Annotated in this window: 13 protein-coding genes and 2 rRNA genes (1 of these 15 running past the window's edge); 6 read left to right on the plus strand and 9 right to left on the minus strand. The window is 56.6% G+C overall.

Going from position 1 to position 19,047, the window contains the following annotated elements; translation table 11 throughout:
* Position 1 precedes the first annotated feature (1 nt).
* From O77CONTIG1_RS01180 to O77CONTIG1_RS01195, 4 genes are all read right to left on the minus strand, one after another.
* Positions 2 to 2,347: a BamA/TamA family outer membrane protein gene (locus tag O77CONTIG1_RS01180; RefSeq protein ID WP_068507390.1), complete on the minus strand. Its 2,346-nt coding sequence runs from the start codon at positions 2,345 to 2,347 to the stop codon at positions 2 to 4.
* A gap of 224 nt (positions 2,348 to 2,571) precedes the next feature.
* On the minus strand, positions 2,572 to 3,360 hold the full coding sequence (gene purC / locus O77CONTIG1_RS01185; RefSeq protein ID WP_084781977.1) for a phosphoribosylaminoimidazolesuccinocarboxamide synthase: 789 nt from the start codon (positions 3,358 to 3,360) through the stop codon (positions 2,572 to 2,574).
* 65 nt (positions 3,361 to 3,425) lie between these two features.
* Positions 3,426 to 5,066, minus strand: coding sequence for a DUF2079 domain-containing protein (locus tag O77CONTIG1_RS01190; protein ID WP_084781980.1), 1,641 nt, complete (start codon positions 5,064 to 5,066; stop codon positions 3,426 to 3,428).
* Between the two features lie 77 nt (positions 5,067 to 5,143).
* A complete protein-coding gene (locus O77CONTIG1_RS01195; protein ID WP_068507393.1) occupies positions 5,144 to 6,448 on the minus strand; it encodes an AAA family ATPase in 1,305 nt (434 codons plus the stop codon).
* Positions 6,449 to 6,702: 254 nt separating this feature from the next.
* Between O77CONTIG1_RS01195 and O77CONTIG1_RS01200 the strand changes: the two genes are divergently transcribed.
* A complete protein-coding gene (locus tag O77CONTIG1_RS01200) occupies positions 6,703 to 7,266 on the plus strand; it encodes a Uma2 family endonuclease (protein WP_068507395.1) in 564 nt (187 codons plus the stop codon).
* A 12-nt stretch (positions 7,267 to 7,278) separates the two neighbouring features.
* Positions 7,279 to 7,842: a Uma2 family endonuclease gene (locus O77CONTIG1_RS01205; RefSeq protein WP_068507396.1), complete on the plus strand. Its 564-nt coding sequence runs from the start codon at positions 7,279 to 7,281 to the stop codon at positions 7,840 to 7,842.
* A gap of 414 nt (positions 7,843 to 8,256) precedes the next feature.
* Here the strand turns inward: O77CONTIG1_RS01205 and O77CONTIG1_RS01210 are convergent, their stop codons facing one another.
* A complete protein-coding gene (locus tag O77CONTIG1_RS01210; RefSeq protein WP_084781984.1) occupies positions 8,257 to 9,942 on the minus strand; it encodes a DUF3352 domain-containing protein in 1,686 nt (561 codons plus the stop codon).
* Between the two features lie 219 nt (positions 9,943 to 10,161).
* On the opposite strand from O77CONTIG1_RS01210, the gene O77CONTIG1_RS24075 reads away from it, so the two are divergent.
* Positions 10,162 to 10,341: a hypothetical protein gene (locus O77CONTIG1_RS24075; RefSeq protein WP_156434811.1), complete on the plus strand. Its 180-nt coding sequence runs from the start codon at positions 10,162 to 10,164 to the stop codon at positions 10,339 to 10,341.
* Between the two features lie 35 nt (positions 10,342 to 10,376).
* On the opposite strand, the gene O77CONTIG1_RS26520 is transcribed toward O77CONTIG1_RS24075, so the two are convergent.
* Positions 10,377 to 12,317 carry an ABC transporter ATP-binding protein gene (locus O77CONTIG1_RS26520; protein WP_068507399.1) on the minus strand — a complete coding sequence of 647 codons (1,941 nt, stop codon included), beginning with the start codon at positions 12,315 to 12,317 and terminating at the stop codon, positions 10,377 to 10,379.
* A gap of 547 nt (positions 12,318 to 12,864) precedes the next feature.
* Between O77CONTIG1_RS26520 and glgB the strand changes: the two genes are divergently transcribed.
* From glgB to coaE, 3 genes are read left to right on the plus strand one after another with little or no spacing between them, the layout of a single operon-like run.
* Complete coding sequence (gene glgB, locus O77CONTIG1_RS01220) at positions 12,865 to 15,171, plus strand: 1,4-alpha-glucan branching enzyme (RefSeq protein ID WP_068507401.1); 2,307 nt, start codon at positions 12,865 to 12,867, stop codon at positions 15,169 to 15,171.
* A 51-nt stretch (positions 15,172 to 15,222) separates the two neighbouring features.
* Positions 15,223 to 16,881 carry a uroporphyrinogen-III C-methyltransferase gene (gene cobA / locus O77CONTIG1_RS01225; protein WP_068507402.1) on the plus strand — a complete coding sequence of 553 codons (1,659 nt, stop codon included), beginning with the start codon at positions 15,223 to 15,225 and terminating at the stop codon, positions 16,879 to 16,881.
* On the plus strand, positions 16,863 to 17,567 hold the full coding sequence (gene coaE / locus O77CONTIG1_RS01230) for a dephospho-CoA kinase (RefSeq protein ID WP_286132485.1): 705 nt from the start codon (positions 16,863 to 16,865) through the stop codon (positions 17,565 to 17,567). The genes cobA and coaE overlap by 19 nt, the downstream gene beginning before the upstream one ends.
* Positions 17,568 to 17,569: 2 nt before the next feature.
* Here the strand turns inward: coaE and O77CONTIG1_RS01235 are convergent, their stop codons facing one another.
* The 3 genes from O77CONTIG1_RS01235 to O77CONTIG1_RS01245 all read right to left on the minus strand — a co-directional run.
* Entirely contained in the window at positions 17,570 to 17,950 is a 381-nt protein-coding gene (locus O77CONTIG1_RS01235) for a single-stranded DNA-binding protein (RefSeq protein WP_068507404.1), read from the minus strand.
* 129 nt (positions 17,951 to 18,079) lie between these two features.
* Positions 18,080 to 18,196, minus strand: a 5S ribosomal RNA gene (rrf, locus tag O77CONTIG1_RS01240).
* 97 nt (positions 18,197 to 18,293) lie between these two features.
* A 23S ribosomal RNA gene (locus tag O77CONTIG1_RS01245) occupies positions 18,294 to 19,047 on the minus strand; it runs 2,126 nt beyond the window's last position.

The following is a 19,047-nucleotide window of genomic DNA, read 5'->3' on the forward strand; positions in this document are numbered from 1 at the left end:
TTTAGAATCGTTCCCCAATGCCAAAGTGAATCCGACTGTCGCCTTCATCATTAAAGCCCAGGTCTACCCGGATTGCGCCAATCGGCGACTGCACCCGAATTCCCAGCCCAAAGCCAATCCCGGTTCCTGGCTTGTCGCGCACCACAGCGGGCTGTCCTGGCACGTCGCTACCAGTTCCCAGGTCGCTGCCCACATCTACAAACAGCACGCCGCCAACAATTGAAAAGATGGGGAAGCGGTATTCCACCGTACCCAGCACAAAGGCACGACCGCTGCCCACATCGCCCGCCTCATAGCCGCGCACCGAGTCTGTGCCGCCCAGCGAGAAGGCTTCGTAGGGCGGCAGATCGCCCAGCACCACGCCACCCTGCACGTTAAAGGCTAGCGTTTCAGGCCCTTCGGTAAAGTCGGTGATGTCTACAGGGAAGTAGCGGCTGTAGCTGCCCCGCAGTCGGTTGAAAAAGATATTTCCCTGACCCACCGGAATAGACTGATCCGTGGCAATCCGCAGGTTATAACCCCGCGTGGGAGCGACGGCGCTATCGCGGCGATCCTGGTTGGCGCTGAGCTGCACCAGCAAAATGTCGTCTGTGCCTGATTCGCTGAAGCTAAGCTGGTTGCCCAATTCGTCCACCGGAGCCAGATCGCCATCGGAGTCTTGCAGGCGGATGTTCTGGTATTGCAACCCAGCCGTAGCCCGCCAGCCATTCCCCAGGGGCCGACCAAAGGTGACACCACCGCCAATCCGCCGCACGCGGGGGCGATCGCCATTTTCCAGCGTCACCTCCGTCTCGCCGCCCTGAAACACCAGCGGAATCGACCGACGGCTAAAGGCATTCACCGTATAGGAGGTGCGGTTTGGATCGCCTGCAATCCACGGGTCCGTAAAGCTGAGGTCAAACAGCAAATCCCGCTGACCAAACTGCACCTCTGCGCCGAGCCGCTGGTTATTGCCGCCCAGGTTTTGCTCCTGATAGCTGACCGTGCCAAACAGACCGCTAGCCGAACTCACGCCCACCCCGGCAGAGATGGAGCCGCTGCTGCGTTCTACCGCGTTGATCGTCACGTCTACCTTGCGCGGGTCGTCACCTGGGTTCAGCGTCACCTGCAAGTCGTCGAATAGCCCCAGTCGAAAGGCCCGCTGGAGGTCTTGCTGAATCTGGTTCTGGTTGAACACATCACCGGGCTTGGTTTCAAACTCCCGCGTGATGATAAAAGCGCGGGTGCGTCCCCGAATTGGGTTGCCCTCGTCGTCCTCGGTTTCGCCGTCTTCGGTTTGAAAGGCGACGTTGATATCCTCGATCACGCCCTCTGCCACCGAGAGCGTGACCACGCCATCCTGGCTAATGCGGGGTGCGTCGATTATCTGCGCCAGCACATAGCCGTTGTCCTGATACCAGCGGTTGATGTTGCGGATGCCCGTCTGGAGCTGGTTCAGGTTTAACACACGGCCGTATTGCGTTCCAAAGGTCTGGTCAACCACCTGCTGGGGCAGCACCTCGTTGCCTTGGATCTGCACTGCCGTTAGCACCGGGTTGGGCTGTACCACAAACGTCACTCGCACGCCCAGCGGCGTATCTTCGGGAACCGCCCGCACGTCTGAGAAGAAGCCTGTGGCGAACACCGCGTTAATGTCTCGCTGAAGCTGGGTGCGCGTTGTAGTTGCGCCAGCGCGAGTGCTAATGGCGTTAAATACCGCGTCTTCTAGCTCTGGGCTGGGGGCCCCGCTAACGACCAACTCAGATACCAGCACCCGTGGTTCTTCTTCTGGGGGAGCCGTGGGGGCGGCTTCAGCAGGGGCGGGCTGGGGTTGGGGGATAAACTGGGCCAGTTCAATCGGGTCGCCTAGGCGGGAGGTTCCTGTCTGGGGCAAGTCCAGTTTTGACAGCGTGGTGGAGGCTGCTGGGTCGGCGGTTCCTAGGTTGGTGGATGTGGCTGCGGAGGGGGCTGAGACTTCCACGAGTTGAGGTTCAGCGGGCTTTTGCGCCAGCCGCTCCGCCAGTGCGGCCGCATTCACCGCTGCCGAATTTGCTGAACTTGCTGAACTCGCTGAATTTGCCGAGTCTGGAGTCGCTGCGATCGCCCCTTCGGGTGTGCCCAGTGCTGCATCCACCTCAGCGCGGGCGATCGCCCCTGGCAGCAGGTCGGGCTTGATCAGGCTGGGCAGAGCGGTTTCGTCATGGACAGAAGAAGCGGATGCGTCAATTGGCTCGTGGGGCGACTGCTGAACTGGGTGTTGGGATAACTGCTCGGAAAGAGGGGCCGTCTGGGCACGCGCCGCCGGAGCCGCGAGACTTGAAACGGAAGAAATGGCGATCGCCGCCAATACGACAGGAGAAAAACGCATAGGTTTTAACACGTCCACACACCACAGACAGGAAGAACTGAGCAAAACAATCGGCTAGGTCAGCCAGGAACGATTCGGATCAGCGCGACGGCATAGCCCAGTCGAGATAGCCTAGTCGAGACGCAGATCGGGATTGACGAGCCGAGTGCGATTCCCGTAGGGATCGCTTCGCGAATCGCAATTCCGAGCAAACGGAGCAATTTTACAGCATTGGCAACGCCCTTCTAGACACTTTGTGCCAGAACTCGCTGTAGCACCTGCTGGTACGCAGCCTCCACATCGCCCAAATCGCGTCGAAATCGGTCTTTATCCATCACCCTGCGGTTGGGGTCAGACTCCGCCTGGTTCCACAGACGGCACGTATCGGGACTAATCTCATCCGCCAGCAGCAGCTTGCCTGTTCCATCGACCCCAAACTCCAGTTTGAAGTCCACCAGCGTAATCCCACACTGATTGAAGAAGTCAGACAGCACTTGGTTGACCCGCAGCGCCATCTCCCGAAGTTGTTGCACCTGATCGGGTGTAGCCAGCCCCATCACGCGCAGCCGATCTTCAGTCAGCAGCGGGTCGCCGAGGGCATCGTTTTTAAAGTAAAACTCTACCAGCGGCGGACTGAGCGGGGTTCCCAATTCCAACCCAGTCTGTTGACAGAGACTCCCCGCTGCAATGTTCCTGACTACCACCTCTAGGGGCACAATCGACACCCGCCGCACCCGCATGGTGTTGGAGGTGGGGCAGTCAAGCAGGTGGGTCGGCACGCCCTGCGCCTCTAGCAGGCGAAACAAGTGCTGCGACATAGCGCAATTGACCTCGCCTTTGCCGGAAATCGTGCCCCGTTTTTGGGCATTAAACGCGGTTGCATCGTCTTTGAAGTAGGTCAGCAAGACTTCTGGATCGTCGGTGGCGTAGAGGATTTTGGCCTTGCCCTCGTATAGTTTTTGGGCAGCAGGGTTTTCGGCAGCAGGATTTTCGGCGACGGGATTTTCGGCGGCAGGCGGTTCAAAGGCATTCATGGCAGCAGGGGAAAGAGACTCCAAAAGAACATTCTATGCAAGCGATTCAAGTTCCGTCGGCTGGTTTAATCTAGCGGTTGATGAAACTGGTTCCAGGCGGCGGCAGCTTCGGGGCTGGAGGGCACGCCGCGCCGCAGCAGAGCAACGCCATCCTGAAAATCCATCAGCCCAAAGCTGCCGTCTCGGAGCCAGCCGAGGACGCGGTTGGTCATGCCAAAAAAGCTTCTGCCTTCGTCGGGAAAGGCCGCCGAAAAGCGCAGCGGATACCAAAAATCCAGCACGGCATATTCCACGCCAATCTGTTTGCGGTCGTCGTTGATCAGGCGCGTGCCCGGATAGCGCAAGACCTCGCGGCGGCTGGAGAGATGCGCCACGATGTTCCCTGTAGCAGTGACGCTGGCATCGTCGGGGATTTGCCGCAAGAGCGATCGCACGGCTTGGGCGTGTTCCCACTGGCGGGCAGGCGACGTGTAGACCCACGGCTGAATCGAGTCAGGAATGAACACCGACAGCGCCCGATTGGGATTTGACGCGATCGTTAGCAGCAGCGCCAGCCCCAGGCAAAAGAGCCAAAACTGCCGCAAGCGCAGGCGAAACCAGTGGGGATGTTTGTGCCACCAGAGAATTGCGCCATAAAACAAGCCTGGAACCAGCGACACTGCGTAGCGCAAATGCATTGATAGGGCGGTGGGGTCTTGTTGCAGCAGCAGCTTAAGTAGCGGAAACCCGGTCAGCAGCCACGCATCCAGCGAGATTACAGGCACAAACGCCAGCGGCAGCCACTGCGCCAGGACATAGCTGAGGGTGCGTCCCGGTGGGTTGACCACTTCTGCCAGAACCTGGTCGGGGTTGCGGATCATCGCCCACAGCACCTCCAGCGTCGAAGCCTCCTGCCCGTCGGTAAACCGTCCAAACTGCTCCACCATGAATCGCCGCGAAATGTCCGGTGCAAACAGCGGCATCACCCAATTCGTCAGCAGCAGCATATAGCCCAGGCTGAGGACGCACACCGCCACCCCCGCCCGCAAAAACCGCCGCGATGCTGCCATGTAGAAGCCCACGCCAAAGGTAATCACCCCGGCATCTTCGCGCACTACCAGCGTCAGCCCCAGCAGCAGCCAAAACAGCCACCAGCGCCGCTTTTCCATCGCCCATAGCAGGCCAAAGACAAACAGCGGAATCTGGGAAAAATCGTGAAAATTGGCCAGCGTCGGCGCGATGACCGCATTCGCGCAAAAGTAGCTGACGGCAATCAGCGCCGACACCTGGGGCGGGTGATAGTGACGCGCCAGGGCATACAGCACCAGTCCGCCTGCTGTCATCAGCGTCACTTGCAGCAGCGACAGCCCCGCAGGGGACTGAAACAGGGCATAAATCGGCAGCCACAGCAGCAGCGCCGGGGTGAAATGCTGGGCGAGGCGGCGATAAAACACCTCCGGCAGTTGGTTGTCTAGCTGCACGGCGCTCGATTCGCTGGAGGAGAGGGAGCTTTCAAACCAGCGTCCGTGCAGGCTATTCCAAAACACCTGGTTGAAGATGCCCTGGTCGAACGACACAAACGTCGGGAAAAAGTTATAGAACCGTTGCAGCGCAAAAATGCTGCATAGCACCCAGAAGAGGGCTGCCGCAGCTAGCACCGTCTGCCAGCCCCAGTCAAACTTGTGTTTTTTGCGAGGTTCTGTCCCCTCGCGTCGTTCATCGCCCATTGTCTTCCCACTCTTCCCACTCTCTGGTTTGCTGCCCGCTGGTTTGCTGCCCGCTCTAGAAGCCCAATGCTTGGCTGCTAGGGGCGCTGGAGGAGGCGATCGCCCATGCGGTTGCGGTGTTTGTCGATCGTGACGAGGCGAATGTAATCCTTCGGATGTTCTGCGAGGCAGGTTTCCAGAGCGGCGATCGCCTCCTCTGGGCTGCCATCGTAGGTTCCAAAACATTGCCATGAACCCATGCGATAGCGACGCTCATCCACGTACTCAATGCCGAGTCGCAGTCCTCCTGCCAGGATGCTGCGAATTTCCTCGGCGACCTCTGCCACGATAGGATGCAGTGTTCTAGTTGGCACACTTTGAGACAGGATCCCACCGTTCCCATTTGAGGACTTGGAGGGTGTAGGTTCGGCTGCACCAGGGCGATCGCCATAATACATAAAGTATTTATCGGACTTGCTGACCGAATGGCTTGCACGGTTCGCTGAGCGGGGGCGATCGCCCTTCAGCACCTCGTGATACTCAGACACTAGCCGCAGTTCACGAATGCGTTCTTGTTCCTGCACCATCTCCGTGCCAATCTCAATTAAATGTTGCAGGCTAAAGTTGGGTTTTTGAAATTCCATCGGCTTGCCGTCGCTGTGAACCACCGTCTGCGAAATCTTGTCGATGCCGACGCGGTGAATGAGCGTGCGAACCTGTTCGTCATAAAGGCGCGATCGCAGTGCGCCAAAGAAATCCGTCGACTGTTCAGCAAAGTGATCCACCAGCGCTTCCACATCTGATCGGGGAACGCCATCCGCCTCAAAAATGCCCGCCACAATGCCCAGCCGATCCTCCCGCGTCGGGTCCCAAAAGAATTTCTCCATCCGTCCATCGCGGATCAGCGGCGCATACAGCGTTGCAAAGTCATTGCCCGTCACGATAATCGGAATTCGCTGGGTCGGCTCTGCGTCATAGCTGCCCGGAAGCTGCACATTGGTCGGGTTGTCGGCAATGTTCATCAGCGTGGCATTGACCAACTGCGTGTTCACGGTATATTGCGTGCTGGCATCCACCCGCCCAATGCCCGCATCTACGTCGTTGATCATTAGCACTGCCATGCGCCCGTGGGTGCGGCTCCACTCGCCCGCCTCCCGATAGCGCAGCCGAATTAGCCGCGCCGGATCGCCCGCATCGGGGCTTTCCAACTCGCCCGCCGACATATACACCGCCCCCAGCCCCATGCGCTTAAACACCAGCTCGCACATAAAGGTTTTGCCCTCGCCTTTGCGCCCATGAATCCCCAAAATCAGCGGCACCCTAACATTGGGCAACGCCAGAAAGTTCTTGGTGATATGCACCGCGAGGCGATCGAGAAATTTTGGCGGAATATAGTAAGACATTTTGGACGGGATGGGGTAAAACGTGACGGGAGGAGGGGAAACTCTAAACTCGCTGCTTGCTATTCATCACCCTGTCCATCATCTCATCATCGCCTCGCATCCAGAATTTTTAGGAGCCACGCATTTATTCAGTGAACCTCTGCCAGAGCATGACGACTCAAGGAGCGCTACAGGGGAATCGCCTAGAATAAGACTCAACCCTTACGCTCTGATCCGCCCTCTTCAGTTCGCCCTCTGCTCTTGGAGCCTCGCTCATGGTGCAAGTTCCCACAAAACCGCTGACCCTAGAGGAATTTCTGGCGCTGCCCGAAACCAAGCCCGCCAGCGAATTCATCGACGGCAACATCATTCAAAAACCCATGCCCCAAGGTGAACACAGCACGCTCCAAGGTGACCTGACGAGTGCGATTAACGCAGCGCTCAAGCCGTCAAAAATAGGACGTGCCTATCCAGAACTGCGCTGCTCCTTTGGGGGACGATCGATTGTGCCAGATGTTGCGGTCTTTCGGTGGGAGCGCATTCCCCGGCGACCAGACGGGCGAGTTGAAAATGCGTTTATGCTGCCGCCCGACTGGACGATAGAAATCCTTTCGCCCGAACAGAGCCAGTCCAGGGTAATTCGCAACATTCTGCACTGCCTCAGCCACGGCGCGGAGATGGGCTGGCTGCTCGACCCGGAAGAAGGGTGCATCTTCGTCTATGGCGCAAATCAATCAGTGCAGTTGTTTGATGAGCCGGACAGCGTGCTGCCCGTGCCCGCGTTTGCCGAGGCAGTGCAGCTCACCGTCGGCGAAATTTTCGGCTGGCTGCAAGCGTAGAGAGTGTGTCTTATGGTGCAGGTTCCTGCAAAACCGCTGACCCTGGAAGAATTTCTGGCGCTGCCCGAAACCAAGCCCGCCAGCGAATTCATCGACGGCAACATCATTCAAAAGCCCATGCCCCAAGGAAAGCACAGCGTTTTACAGCGCGAATTGACCTTCACGCTCACGGCTGCGTTTCGCGCCAATCCTGTAGGACAAGCGTTTCCAGAACTGCGCTGTACCTTTGGCGGGCGCTCGATTGTGCCCGATATCGCGGTTTTCCGCGCCGACCGCATTCCCAGAGACAGCAGCGGCGAAGTGGCAAATACGTTCAACCTGCCGCCCGACTGGACGATAGAAATCCTCTCGCCCGGACAGAGCCAGTCCAGGGTAATTCGCAACATTCTGCACTGCCTCAGCCACGGCGCGGAACTGGGCTGGCTGCTCGACCCGGAAGAGGTCTGCATCTTTGTTTATGGCGCAGATCACTCAGTGCAGTTGTTTGATGAGCCGGACGGCGTGCTGCCTGTGCCTGCCTTTGCTGGCGCAGTGCGGCTGACGGTCGGGGAAATTTTTGGCTGGCTGCAAGCTTGACGACGGATCGCGTGATTGTGTCGTGTCATGAAGTTAGGCTAAATTGCTGGATTGTTGCGGCAGGTCGATCGCCCTAAATCCCCCCTAATTCCCCCTTAATCAGGGGAACTTCTAGAGAGGCTTGGTTTTCCCTTAAGCTTGGATTGGCAAACCTGGACTTTATCGCTCTACTGCTTAAACGCCTCGAAGCTCCTAACTTCTGGAAACAGCGCTTGATACCACTGGCAATAGTCGTCGATGAATTGGACAGTCGCTTTAGCAGGTCGTGGGTCAACTATTGGCTGCACCTCGCGTTCATAGCTTTGCTCTGATGATTGCTCACCTAGTGTGACAGAAGAGCGGTTAAATCATTGTCGCGTTCCCAAACCCCCAATCCCAAATCCAAAATCCCAAACCCAAAATCTCCAACCCTGCCTACTCCGGCGGTGGCAGGGGCGCAACGGGTTCGGTCGATTTTTTCAGCGTCAAGTTCAGATCATAGCGCGTGGTGCGATCGCCCTCGATGGCGGTGGTGATGCCGAGCGATCGCATTCCCGTCAGAAAAATCTCGGTGCCATTAGGCAAATTGGGCAGCGGAAAAGGTGTGTCGCTCGTGAGCAGCCGCTCAATATCGATAAAAAACTGCCCGTTTGGGCTGTTAAGGCTGGTCGTAGTGGCGGCAACAAAGTCTGGATCGTTGGCTAGGGGCATTTCGGACTGGGGCAGTAGGTTGGGGAGCGTACCCGTACCCAGAGTCAAAAAGGCGGTGTTGTTGTTTAGCCAGCCGTGGGTTGCGTTGATCGAGCCAAAGGGCGATGCCCAGCCGACCACAGGTTGTCCGCCGACCTCCGCTTGGGTGACGCGAAACCGATAGCGACTGCCCATTACCTCGTCTAACCTGGCGAGGGCGGCTTCTGCTGCGGGGCGATCGCTCGTTTCGGCCAGCCAGGCCAGCGACAAACGGCGATCGCCCGTCGCATCGGGCTGCGGCAGCAGCGCCAGGGCAAATTCACCATTCATCCAGTCCACCAGATCCGTTTCCAGGTTCAGCCCAGTCGTGCTGAGCAGCCCTTCACGCAGCATGTTGGGATTCAGCGGATTGCGCGGATTGACCACGCTGCCCTGCTGGCTATAGCCCTGCCAAAACTGCTGGAAGCTGCTGCCCGAAACCAGCATCAGCGCATCATCTGGTAATCGCTTCGGCAAATCTCCGGCATTGTTGACCACCCGATAGCGATTCTGGCTGTCAGCGGGTAGCCAGTTAAAACCCCGCAGTTGCACCCCTGTCTCGGTAAGACGGGCACTGGCAACCAGTCCTTGATTATTTTGCAGGGGCGTTAGACCCAACAGCGGCGCGGGCTGGATAGAATTCGCAGCGGCGATCGCCTTTGCCTGGGGCCCGTTCACATACAGCCGCGCAAAGGGTTCAGGCACTGCCGTTTGGGCCAGGGCCAGTGAATAATTCGGCAACTGAGTCAGTGCCTCGCCGCTCTGATAGGTGTCGATCGCCCGTTCAATCGCTGAAGCCGTGTCCGACAGCAGCACCAGTCGATCCTCCAGCACCGCCGCGCTGAGGGTCTGTCCGTCGGTTCCCGCGAGGGTGCGGAGGGCAACGCCCTTGTGGCTGCGAGCAGAAGCAGATGCGCCCGCCCCCAGTCGCGACAGGCTTTGCTGCGCCTTTTCGGCATCTTCGATCGGCAAGATCCAGAGGGCAGGTGGTCTTTCGGTTTCTGCCGCCGGAGCCAGCAGCACCAGCGTCACCTCGTCGCCCACCCAGGGCTGAATGTCTTGAGCATAGCGATAGCCCTTGGACGTGAGCAGGCGATCGCGCCAATTCACCAGGGCTTGATCGAGCCGAGCGCGGGTCTGGGGCGTGCCAAATTCGCGCAGTTGTCGCCACTGAGCCGGGCGAGTGGAAATCGACAGCGCCAGCAGCGCGTCCTGGGGCACGGCTTCCAGCCCAGCGGGCACCTCCGAGACTGCGCCCGGTTTGGGCTGACGAGAGAGCCAGTAGCCCAGCCCACCGCCTGCTACGAGGGCGATCGCTGCCCCAGTCACCAGCCAAGCGCCTGCACCGTTTCCCTTGGGCTTTTTTGGGTTCATGTCCGTCTTTCCTTTCATAGCCGATGCTGCGTCCCGGCTATATCTATTTGGGATTTTTTGGATTTTGGATTGCCGATTTTGGCAGGGTTTTCTGGCTTCACGACATCTGGGACAACATCTGCCAACCCATTAACTTTTTACCAGGATAGCGAGGAAGCAGGGCAATGCAGACGGCTTTCGCCCCAACCGCTGCTGTAGCATAGGGTTGCACGGCATACCAAAGAGGCAGGTTAAATCGTGGCATTTGCAGTTGGTTTGGCTGCGTTTTTCATCACGCTGGCGCTGGTGCAGGCGGTGGTCTACTTTCCGATTGCTTTAATCAATCATTTGTTCCACTGGCCGACCTGGCTGGCGATCGCCCTCGGCGCAATGCTCTTTTCCTGGCTGCTGGGGGAACCGTGGGACGAGCCGTATTAGAGCGAGTAGACCAGACCTGCTTTGAACCCGTTTCCCTAGCTGCGCTGGGCCTGCCGCTGGCGAATCGCGTCGAGCGTGCCCGCTGGAATCGCGTTAATCAACTGGCGGGTATAGGGCTGCTGGGGCTGGCGATAGATTTGCTCTGCCGGGCCGATTTCTTCAATGCGGCCGCGATTCATCACCATAATGCGATCGCTCATGAACTTCACCACGCTGAGGTCATGGGAAATAAAGATGTAGGTGAGCTTGAATTCTTCTTGCAACTCCTTCAGCAAATTCAGCACCTGCGCCTGCACCGACACATCCAGCGCCGAAACCGACTCGTCGCACACCACAAAGCGCGGGTTTAGCGCCAGGGCGCGGGCAATGCAGATGCGCTGCCGCTGCCCACCGGAAAATTCGTGGGGATAGCGGTTGCTCCAGCGCGGGTCTAGACCGACGCGCTCCAGCAGGTAGGCGACGCGCTCCTGGCGGCTGCGGGCATTGCCGATATTGTGAATCTTCAGCGGCTCCAGCACGGCCGCACCAATGCTGATGCGCGGATCGAGGGCGCTGAAAGGGTCTTGGAAAATAATCTGCATGTCGCGGCGGAGCTGTCGGAGCTGGCGCGGCTCTAAGTGCGTTACGTCTTGCCCGTCAAAGACAATCCGTCCGCCCATCGTGGGAATCAGCCGCAGCAGCGCCCGCGACAGGGTTGATTTGCCGCAGCCCGACTCGCCCACCAGCCCCAGCGTTTCGCCGGGATACACCTGAAACGACACGCCGTTGACCGCCAGCAGATAGCGCTGGGTTTTGCCAAACAGGCCGCGCACCGGGAAGCCGACTTCCAAATTTTCCACAGAAACCAGGGGCGATCGCCCTTGCAAGTCCGTCAGCCGCTCCTGGCTCTCGGCATCGCTGATTTCGTCGCTGAGCAAAAGCAGGCGATCGCGATCCATCGGTTTCTCGGTGATGGCGATCGCCCCGTCAGGCCCAGTCTGCACCTCCATAAAGTCTGCCACCGTGGGCAAAAAGCGGAGGCGGCGATCAGGCTGGGGACGACACGCTAGCAGCCCCCGCGTATAGGGATGCTGGGGGTTAGAAAAAATGTCCATCACCGGGCCCATCTCCATCACCCGCCCGCGATACATCACCGCCACCGAGTCGGCAATTTCGGCAATAATGCCCAGGTCGTGGGTAATGAAAATAATGGACATATTGCGGCGATCGCGCAATTCTCGCAGCAGATCCAGAATCGTCGCCTGCACCGTCACATCCAGCGCCGTCGTCGGCTCATCGGCAATCAGCAGCACCGGATTGCAGGAAATCGCCATCGCAATCATCACCCGCTGGATTTGCCCGCCGGAGAGTTCATGCGGATAGCGGTCGAGCATCGCCTGCTTTTGGCGGATCACCTCTTGCTGAATCTGGCGATCGCTCAGTTCCCGCTCAGTTACGCCCGATCGTCCCACCGCAGGCACGCGCTTTTGCCAATCCTCCACCACGCGCCGCTCCAGTTCGGCATCGCTGGGCAACAGCCGCACCTCTTGCAACAGCCCCATCGCCCGCCGTCGCGCCTCAGCCTCGGAAATGTCCGTATGCTGTCGAATCGCCTCCACAAGCTGAAACCCACAGGTATAGACCGGGTTCAGCGAACTCATCGGCTCCTGAAAAATCATCGAAATCTTGCCGCCGCGCAGCCGTCGCCGCTGTTCTTCGCTCAGCGTCAGTAGGTTCACGGGGTCTGCCTCCGGCGACTCGCGAAACCAGATTTCGCCTGCTGTCACTCGTCCCGCCGGCCGCGGCAGCAGCCCCATCACCGCCAGCGAAGTCACCGACTTGCCCGACCCCGACTCGCCCACAATGCCCAGCGTCTGCCCCGGCCGCACCTGAAACGAAATGTCGTCAACCGCTACGTTCAGCCGATCTTCGGTTTTGAACTGCACCTGCAAGTTGCGAACATCAAGCACCGGCGCGAAATCAACAACATTTGGCATGGCGAACGATCCAAAGGATCAATGAGTTTGCAAAGATACCTGTAATTCTAGTGATTCTAGCAGCGTCAGCAAGAAATCCCCCACGCCTTCAATCGCACCCCCTCCCACCTTCAAGAGAATTCAAGGGTTTGAGCTTTGACATGACACTGTTCCGAAATTTCTAGCAGTTTTTTACTTTTCAGAAAAATTCAACATTGTTTGAGACTTGAGCCGTAATTTGCTACGGTTTATTACAGTTCAATAAGTAAATGTTGGGTTTATTTACAAAAACTCTTTAAAACTCTTTGACATCTTTGATGATTGATCTCTTACAGATCGCTCAAAGTCTTGGTATTCGGCAATTGAGACAGTTTCGCGGGAATCTGACGCGCATCGTCAGTTCACCTGTGTAGGGCGATCGCCCCTTTATATTCTCGACTGCTACCCATCCGCCAATTCCATCAGGATAGATAGATGAACAGGACAGAGCGACCTGTATAGTAAGGTCAAGTTGAGTTTTGCTACATAAGCCCCTTAGTCCAGATTGCTCTTGCAGGCAGGTAGTTTCATGTCATCGACCGTTGCACCCGACCAGGTTAATCGCATTGTCTGGAACCAACACCATGACCCCTTCGAGGTACTTGGCCCCCACCAGATTACACAAGACGACAAAACGGTTTGGGTCGTTCGCGCCTATTTGCCAAACGCCGATGCAGCCTGGGTCGTGTGCCCCGAAGAGCGAACTGAATACCCAATGGAAAGCACTCACCATCCCCACTTCTTCGAGTGCCTCCTGGAGCGTTCAGAACTCTCCAACTATCAGCTCCGAATCAAAGAGGGCGACCATGAGCGCGTCACTTACGATCCCTACGCGTTCCGATCGCCCCTACTGACCGACTTCGACATTCACCTCTTTGCCGAAGGAAACCACCACCGCATCTACGAAAAACTTGGCGCACACCTCACCGAGGTCGATGGAGTCAAAGGGGTATACTTTGCTGTCTGGGCACCCAACGCCCGCAACGTCTCTGTACTGGGCGATTTCAACTGGTGGGACGGCCGCAAACACCAAATGCGTCGCATTGGCAACGGCATCTGGGAGCTGTTCATTCCAGGGTTGGGCGCAGGCACTCACTACAAGTACGAAATCAAAAACCAGGAAGGGCATATTTACGAAAAATCCGATCCCTACGGTTTTTTTCAAGAAGTACGCCCTAAGACTGCCTCTATCGTGGCAGACCTGGAAACCTATGAATGGCAGGATCAAGACTGGATGGAAAAGCGCCGCCAGACCGATCCGCTGACCCAGCCTATTTCAGTCTACGAAGTCCACCTCGGTTCCTGGCTCCACGCCTCCTCTGCCGAACCTTACATCCGCCCCGATGGCACCGAAGAGCCGCCTGTCATTGTCGCGGATCTCAAGCCGGGCGCACGCTTCCTGACCTATCGCGAACTTGCCGATAAGCTCATTCCCTATGTCAAAGAACTGGGCTTCACTCATATTGAACTGCTGCCCATCGCTGAACATCCCTTTGATGGCTCTTGGGGATACCAGGTCACGGGCTATTACGCCGCGACCTCGCGCTACGGTTCTCCCCAGGACTTGATGTACTTTATCGATCAGTGCCACCAAAACGGCATTGGCGTAATCGTAGACTGGGTTCCGGGCCATTTCCCTAAGGATGGACATGGACTGGCACTATTCGACGGCACGCACCTCTACGAACACGCCGATCCCCGGAAAGGCGAACACAAGGAGTGGGGCACGCTGGTCTTCAACTACTCTCGTAACGAGGTTCGCAATTTCCTCGTTGCCAACGCCCTGTTCTGGTTCGACAAGTACCACATCGACGGCATCCGGGTTGATGCGGTCGCCTCTATGCTGTATCTCGACTATCAGCGTAAGCCTGGGGAGTGGGTGACCAACCAGTATGGCGGTCGAGAAAACGTGGAAGCAGCAGACTTCTTGCGCCAGATGAACCACGTTATTTTCAGCTACTTTCCTGGCATCCTCAGCATTGCCGAGGAATCGACGACCTGGCCGATGGTATCCTGGCCCACCTATGTTGGCGGGCTTGGGTTTAACCTGAAGTGGAACATGGGCTGGATGCACGACATGTTGGACTATTTCCACATGGACCCGTGGTTCCGCCAGTTCCACCAAAACAACATCACCTTCAGCATCATGTACGCCTTCAGCGAGAACTTTATGCTGGCGTTTTCTCATGATGAGGTGGTGCATGGAAAGAGCGCCATGATTGGCAAGATGCCAGGAGATGAATGGCAAAAGTATGCTAATTTGCGATGCCTGTACACCTACATGTACACGCATCCAGGCAAAAAGACGCTGTTTATGAGCAACGAGTTTGGCCAGTGGAATGAGTGGAACGTGTGGGGCGATTTGGAGTGGCATCTGCTGCAATACGAACCGCACCAAAAGCTGAAGCATTTTGTGAGCAAGCTCAATGAATTCTACAGGAGTGAGCCAGCACTCTATACGCAAGACTTTTCCTACGACGGTTTTGAGTGGATTGATTGCAACGATAATCGCCACAGTGTTGTATCTTTCATTCGCCAGGGCAAAGATCCTGAAGACTATGTGATTACGGTTTGCAACTTTACACCCCAGCCGCACGCGCACTATCGCGTCGGTGTGCCAGAACCTGGGTTCTACCGCGAATTGTTCAATAGCGATGCTCGCGAATATGGTGGTAGCAACATGGGCAACTTGGGCGGAAAGTGGGCCGATGAGTGGTCGTTCCACGGTCGTCCTTACTCGATCGATCTTTGCCTGCCGCCGTTGGGGGTGTTGGTGTTGAAGGTCGATCGCAATAGGACTCGCGAGGTTGCGGGTTCGGAGCATCCAGAGGCGTAACTTTGGCGGGTCTTCTTAGCCAGCTTTTGTGTAATTCGCAAGTGGAGATTGATGGCGATCGCCCCCCACCCAGTTTCTCAGCCAGACTGTACGCCAACAGGGTTCGTGTCTATTGTCGGCGCAGGCCCAGGGCTGCCAGATTACCTGACCTTGCAGGGGCGATCGCGCTTGGAGCGGGCTGAAGCGGTTGTCTACGATGCGCTCGTTTCTCCAGAGTTGCTCGACCTTTCGCCAGCAAGCTGCCAGCGTATTCACGTCGGAAAGCGCGGGGGGCAGCCCAGCCTCAAACAATCAGAAATCGATCGCCTTCTGGTTGACCTGTGCCAGCAGGGGCTACAAGTGGTTCGACTCAAAAGCGGCGACCCGTTCATCTTTGGGCGCACTGCGTCTGAAATTCAGGCATTGAACGCAGCAGGCTGTCGCTTTGAAGTCGTCCCTGGCATTTCCTCAGCTCTGGCAGGGCCCCTGTTGGCAAGTATCCCTCTCACAGACCCGGTGCTAAGCCGCAGCTTTGCCGTAGTGAGCGCTCATGAGCCGGATGCGCTGAATTGGCCGGCGCTGGCGGGAATAGATACGCTGGTTGTGCTGATGGGAACCCAACAGCTTGCGGTCGTTGTGGAGCGGTTAATTGCCAACGGGCGATCGCCCCACACCCCCATCGCCATTATTCGCTGGGCCGGGCATCCTCAGCAGCAAGTGTGGACAAGCACGCTGGAAGCGGTTGTACGACAAACCGCCCACGAAGCGCTATCACCCGCCGTCATTACAATTGGTGAAGTTGTCGCCCTCCGCCCCTATCTTGCTCCCCCGTCCTTAGCCCAAAATGGAGTTAGCTCAATTCCCTCGTCACCTGCAACCGCGCCCGTGTCCGACTCCACCTTGCAGATACATTCTCCAGCAGATCAGCCCATGCCGCTGCCCCTCTCCGGCAAAACAGTGATAGTAACCCGCGCCGCAGGACAATCTAGCTCCTTTACACAACTCCTGCAAGCCCAGGGCGCAACCGTGCTAGAAATGCCGACTCTGGAGATCGGCCCGCCCTCAAGCTGGGATGCCCTCGATGGGGCGATCGCCCATCTGCCCAAGTTCCACTGGCTGATCTTGACCTCAACAAACGGGGTCGATGCCTTCTTTCAGCGCCTGTTTGCCCAAAATCAGGACTCCCGCTCCCTAAACGGAATCAAAATCGCTGTGGTCGGACAAAAAACAGCCGCCCAGCTCCAGCACTATGGCATTCAGCCCGACTTTATCCCGCCTGACTTTGTGGCCGATGCCCTAGTCGAGCATTTTCCCGAACCTCTGCAAGGGTTAAACATTCTCTTCCCCAGAGTCGAAACGGGCGGTCGAGACGTTCTCGTTCAGGCTTTTACCCACAGCGGCGCAGCAGTCGTCGAAGTCCCTGCTTACGAATCAGGCTGCGCGAAAGCCATCGCGGCAGAAGTACAACACGCCTTTCAAAACCAAAACGTCGATATCATTACGTTTGCAAGCTCGAAAACAGTACACTGCTTCAAGCAACTTTTCACCGCTTTTTGTCAAACTCTAGACACTAATCCCAGCTTACTGTCAAGCTCCATCTGCTTGGCATCGATCGGTCCCCAAACCTCACAAGCCTGCCAAGCCGCATTTGGACGAGTGGACATAGAGGCAGAAGAGTATACTTTGGAGGGATTGACGCAAGCATTAGTCAAATGGGCAAAGAGTTCCTAAACAAGCAGGGTGACTCTATGAGCGATCGCAGCTATAGTTCTACCCGGAGTGCGCCACCCCGCACAATTGGACTCACTGGCGGCGTTGGGATGGGAAAAACCACAATTTCAAACTATTTGGCAGCAGTCCAACAGCTTCCCGTACTAGATGCCGATGTATATGCACGAGAAGCAGTTGAACCTGGGCGTTCTGTCCTTTATGAAATTGTGGAACGCTACGGGCCAAGTATTCTCATGCCCAATGGACGACTCGATCGCGCCCGACTTGGAGAGATCATTTTTAATAGCCCACCAGAGCGCCTCTGGATCGAGCAGCGCATCCATCCTTACGTGCGCGATCGTATCACCGCAGAGCTACAGGAATTGGCACGGCGGCGAGAGGCGATCGCAGTCGTCGTCGTGCCACTCCTATTCGAAGCCCGCATGACAGATCTAGTCAACGAAATCTGGGTCGTCAACTGCTCTCGCGAACAACAAATTGAACGTCTTATGCAGCGAAACGTAGAAGGCTCCGGCAACGGTCGCCTCAGCCTAGAACAAATCCACGCTCGCATCGACAGCCAAATGCCAATCAGTCAGAAAATTAGCCACGCTAACGTCATCATTCAAAACACCTCAACCCTAGACGATCTGTTCAAACAGATCGACTGGGCACTTCAACACACATCAGAATCGTCAGCATCTTGACGCTAGACAGCAGATAGTGATTCTGATGCATCACTATCACTCCCATCACGCACAATATCCAAATCAATATCCAGCACTGTCATCGACAGCCCAGCCTTCGGAACATTACCGTTGCTTGAAATGTAAGGATTAGGTTCCAAATTTCCCGTGCAAATAATTAAAGATCCCTTCTTCAAATACGGGAGCTTGCGCCAGGCCGCAGACTTCTCCCAAATACTTAACGACACCGTAAAAGACTCATCGCGATTTCGAGGGCTACGAACGTAAAGCGTTGCCTCAGCAACCTGAGCCTTCTCTCCATTCCGCAAATCAACCGTTTTCATCTGAGCATCAGCGCCCAAATTACCACTCACGATCCATTTGTTCAAACCAGCACTTGCCATAACAATGCACCCTGAGAGCGAAAAGCATTGACAAGACTATTATTCCCCTCAAAGTGAAAGACATAACAAGCAGCTTTAAAAAGCAGCACCCCCTATTGTCTTATAAAACAACAGAGGGGCTGATAATCGCCCTGGCACCGAGCTATTTTTGCAGGCAGCTACCCACCAACTATCTTCGCCGCAGATGCGTTTCACAACTCAGTTCGGGATGGATGAGCGTGGTTCCACACCGCCATAGGCACCAGGAAACTCATTGGGATATCTAACTCCAACTTTAGGAGTCAAAACCCAGAAGGCTGCATAGAAAATCATCCAGACATCAAATCATACAAAATACGAAAACGAGGTCAAGCCCTCGGTCTGTTAGTACTCCTCGACTTCATACATCACTGCACTTCCATCTAGAGCCTATCAACCCGTGTTCTGCGGGTGACCTTACTGGCTTATGCCATGAGAGTACTCATCTTGAGGTGGGCTTCCCACTTAGATGCTTTCAGCGGTTATCCACTCCGCACTTGGCTACCCTGCGTCTACCGTTGGCACGATAACAGGTACACCAGCGGTGCGTTCTTCCCGGTCCTCTCGTACTAAGGAAGAATCCTCTCAATACTCTTACGCCTGCACCGGATATGGACCGAACTGTCTCACGACGTTCTGAACCCAGCTCACGTACCGCTTTAATGGGCGAACAGCCCAACCCTTGGGACGTACTACCGCCCCAGGTTGCGATGAGCCGACATCGAGGTGCCAAACCTCCCCGTCGATGTGAACTCTTGGGGGAGATCAGCCTGTTATCCCTAGAGTAACTTTTATCCGTTGAGCGACGGCCCTTCCACTCAGCGCCGTCGGATCACTAAGGCCGTGTTTCCACCCTGCTCGAGTTGTAGCTCTTGCAGTCAAGCTCTCTTCTGCCTTTACACTCTACGGCTGATTTCCAACCAGCCTGAGAGAACCTTTGCGCGCCTCCGTTACCTTTTAGGAGGCGACCGCCCCAGTCAAACTGCCCACCTGATACGGTCCTAAAGCCGGGTAACGGCATTCAGTTAGAATTCTAGCTCTGACAGAGTGGTATCTCACCGTTGACTCAGCAACCCCCA

The sequence above is a fragment of the Leptolyngbya sp. O-77 genome, assembly GCF_001548395.1.
GTDB lineage: Bacteria > Cyanobacteriota > Cyanobacteriia > Elainellales > Elainellaceae > Thermoleptolyngbya.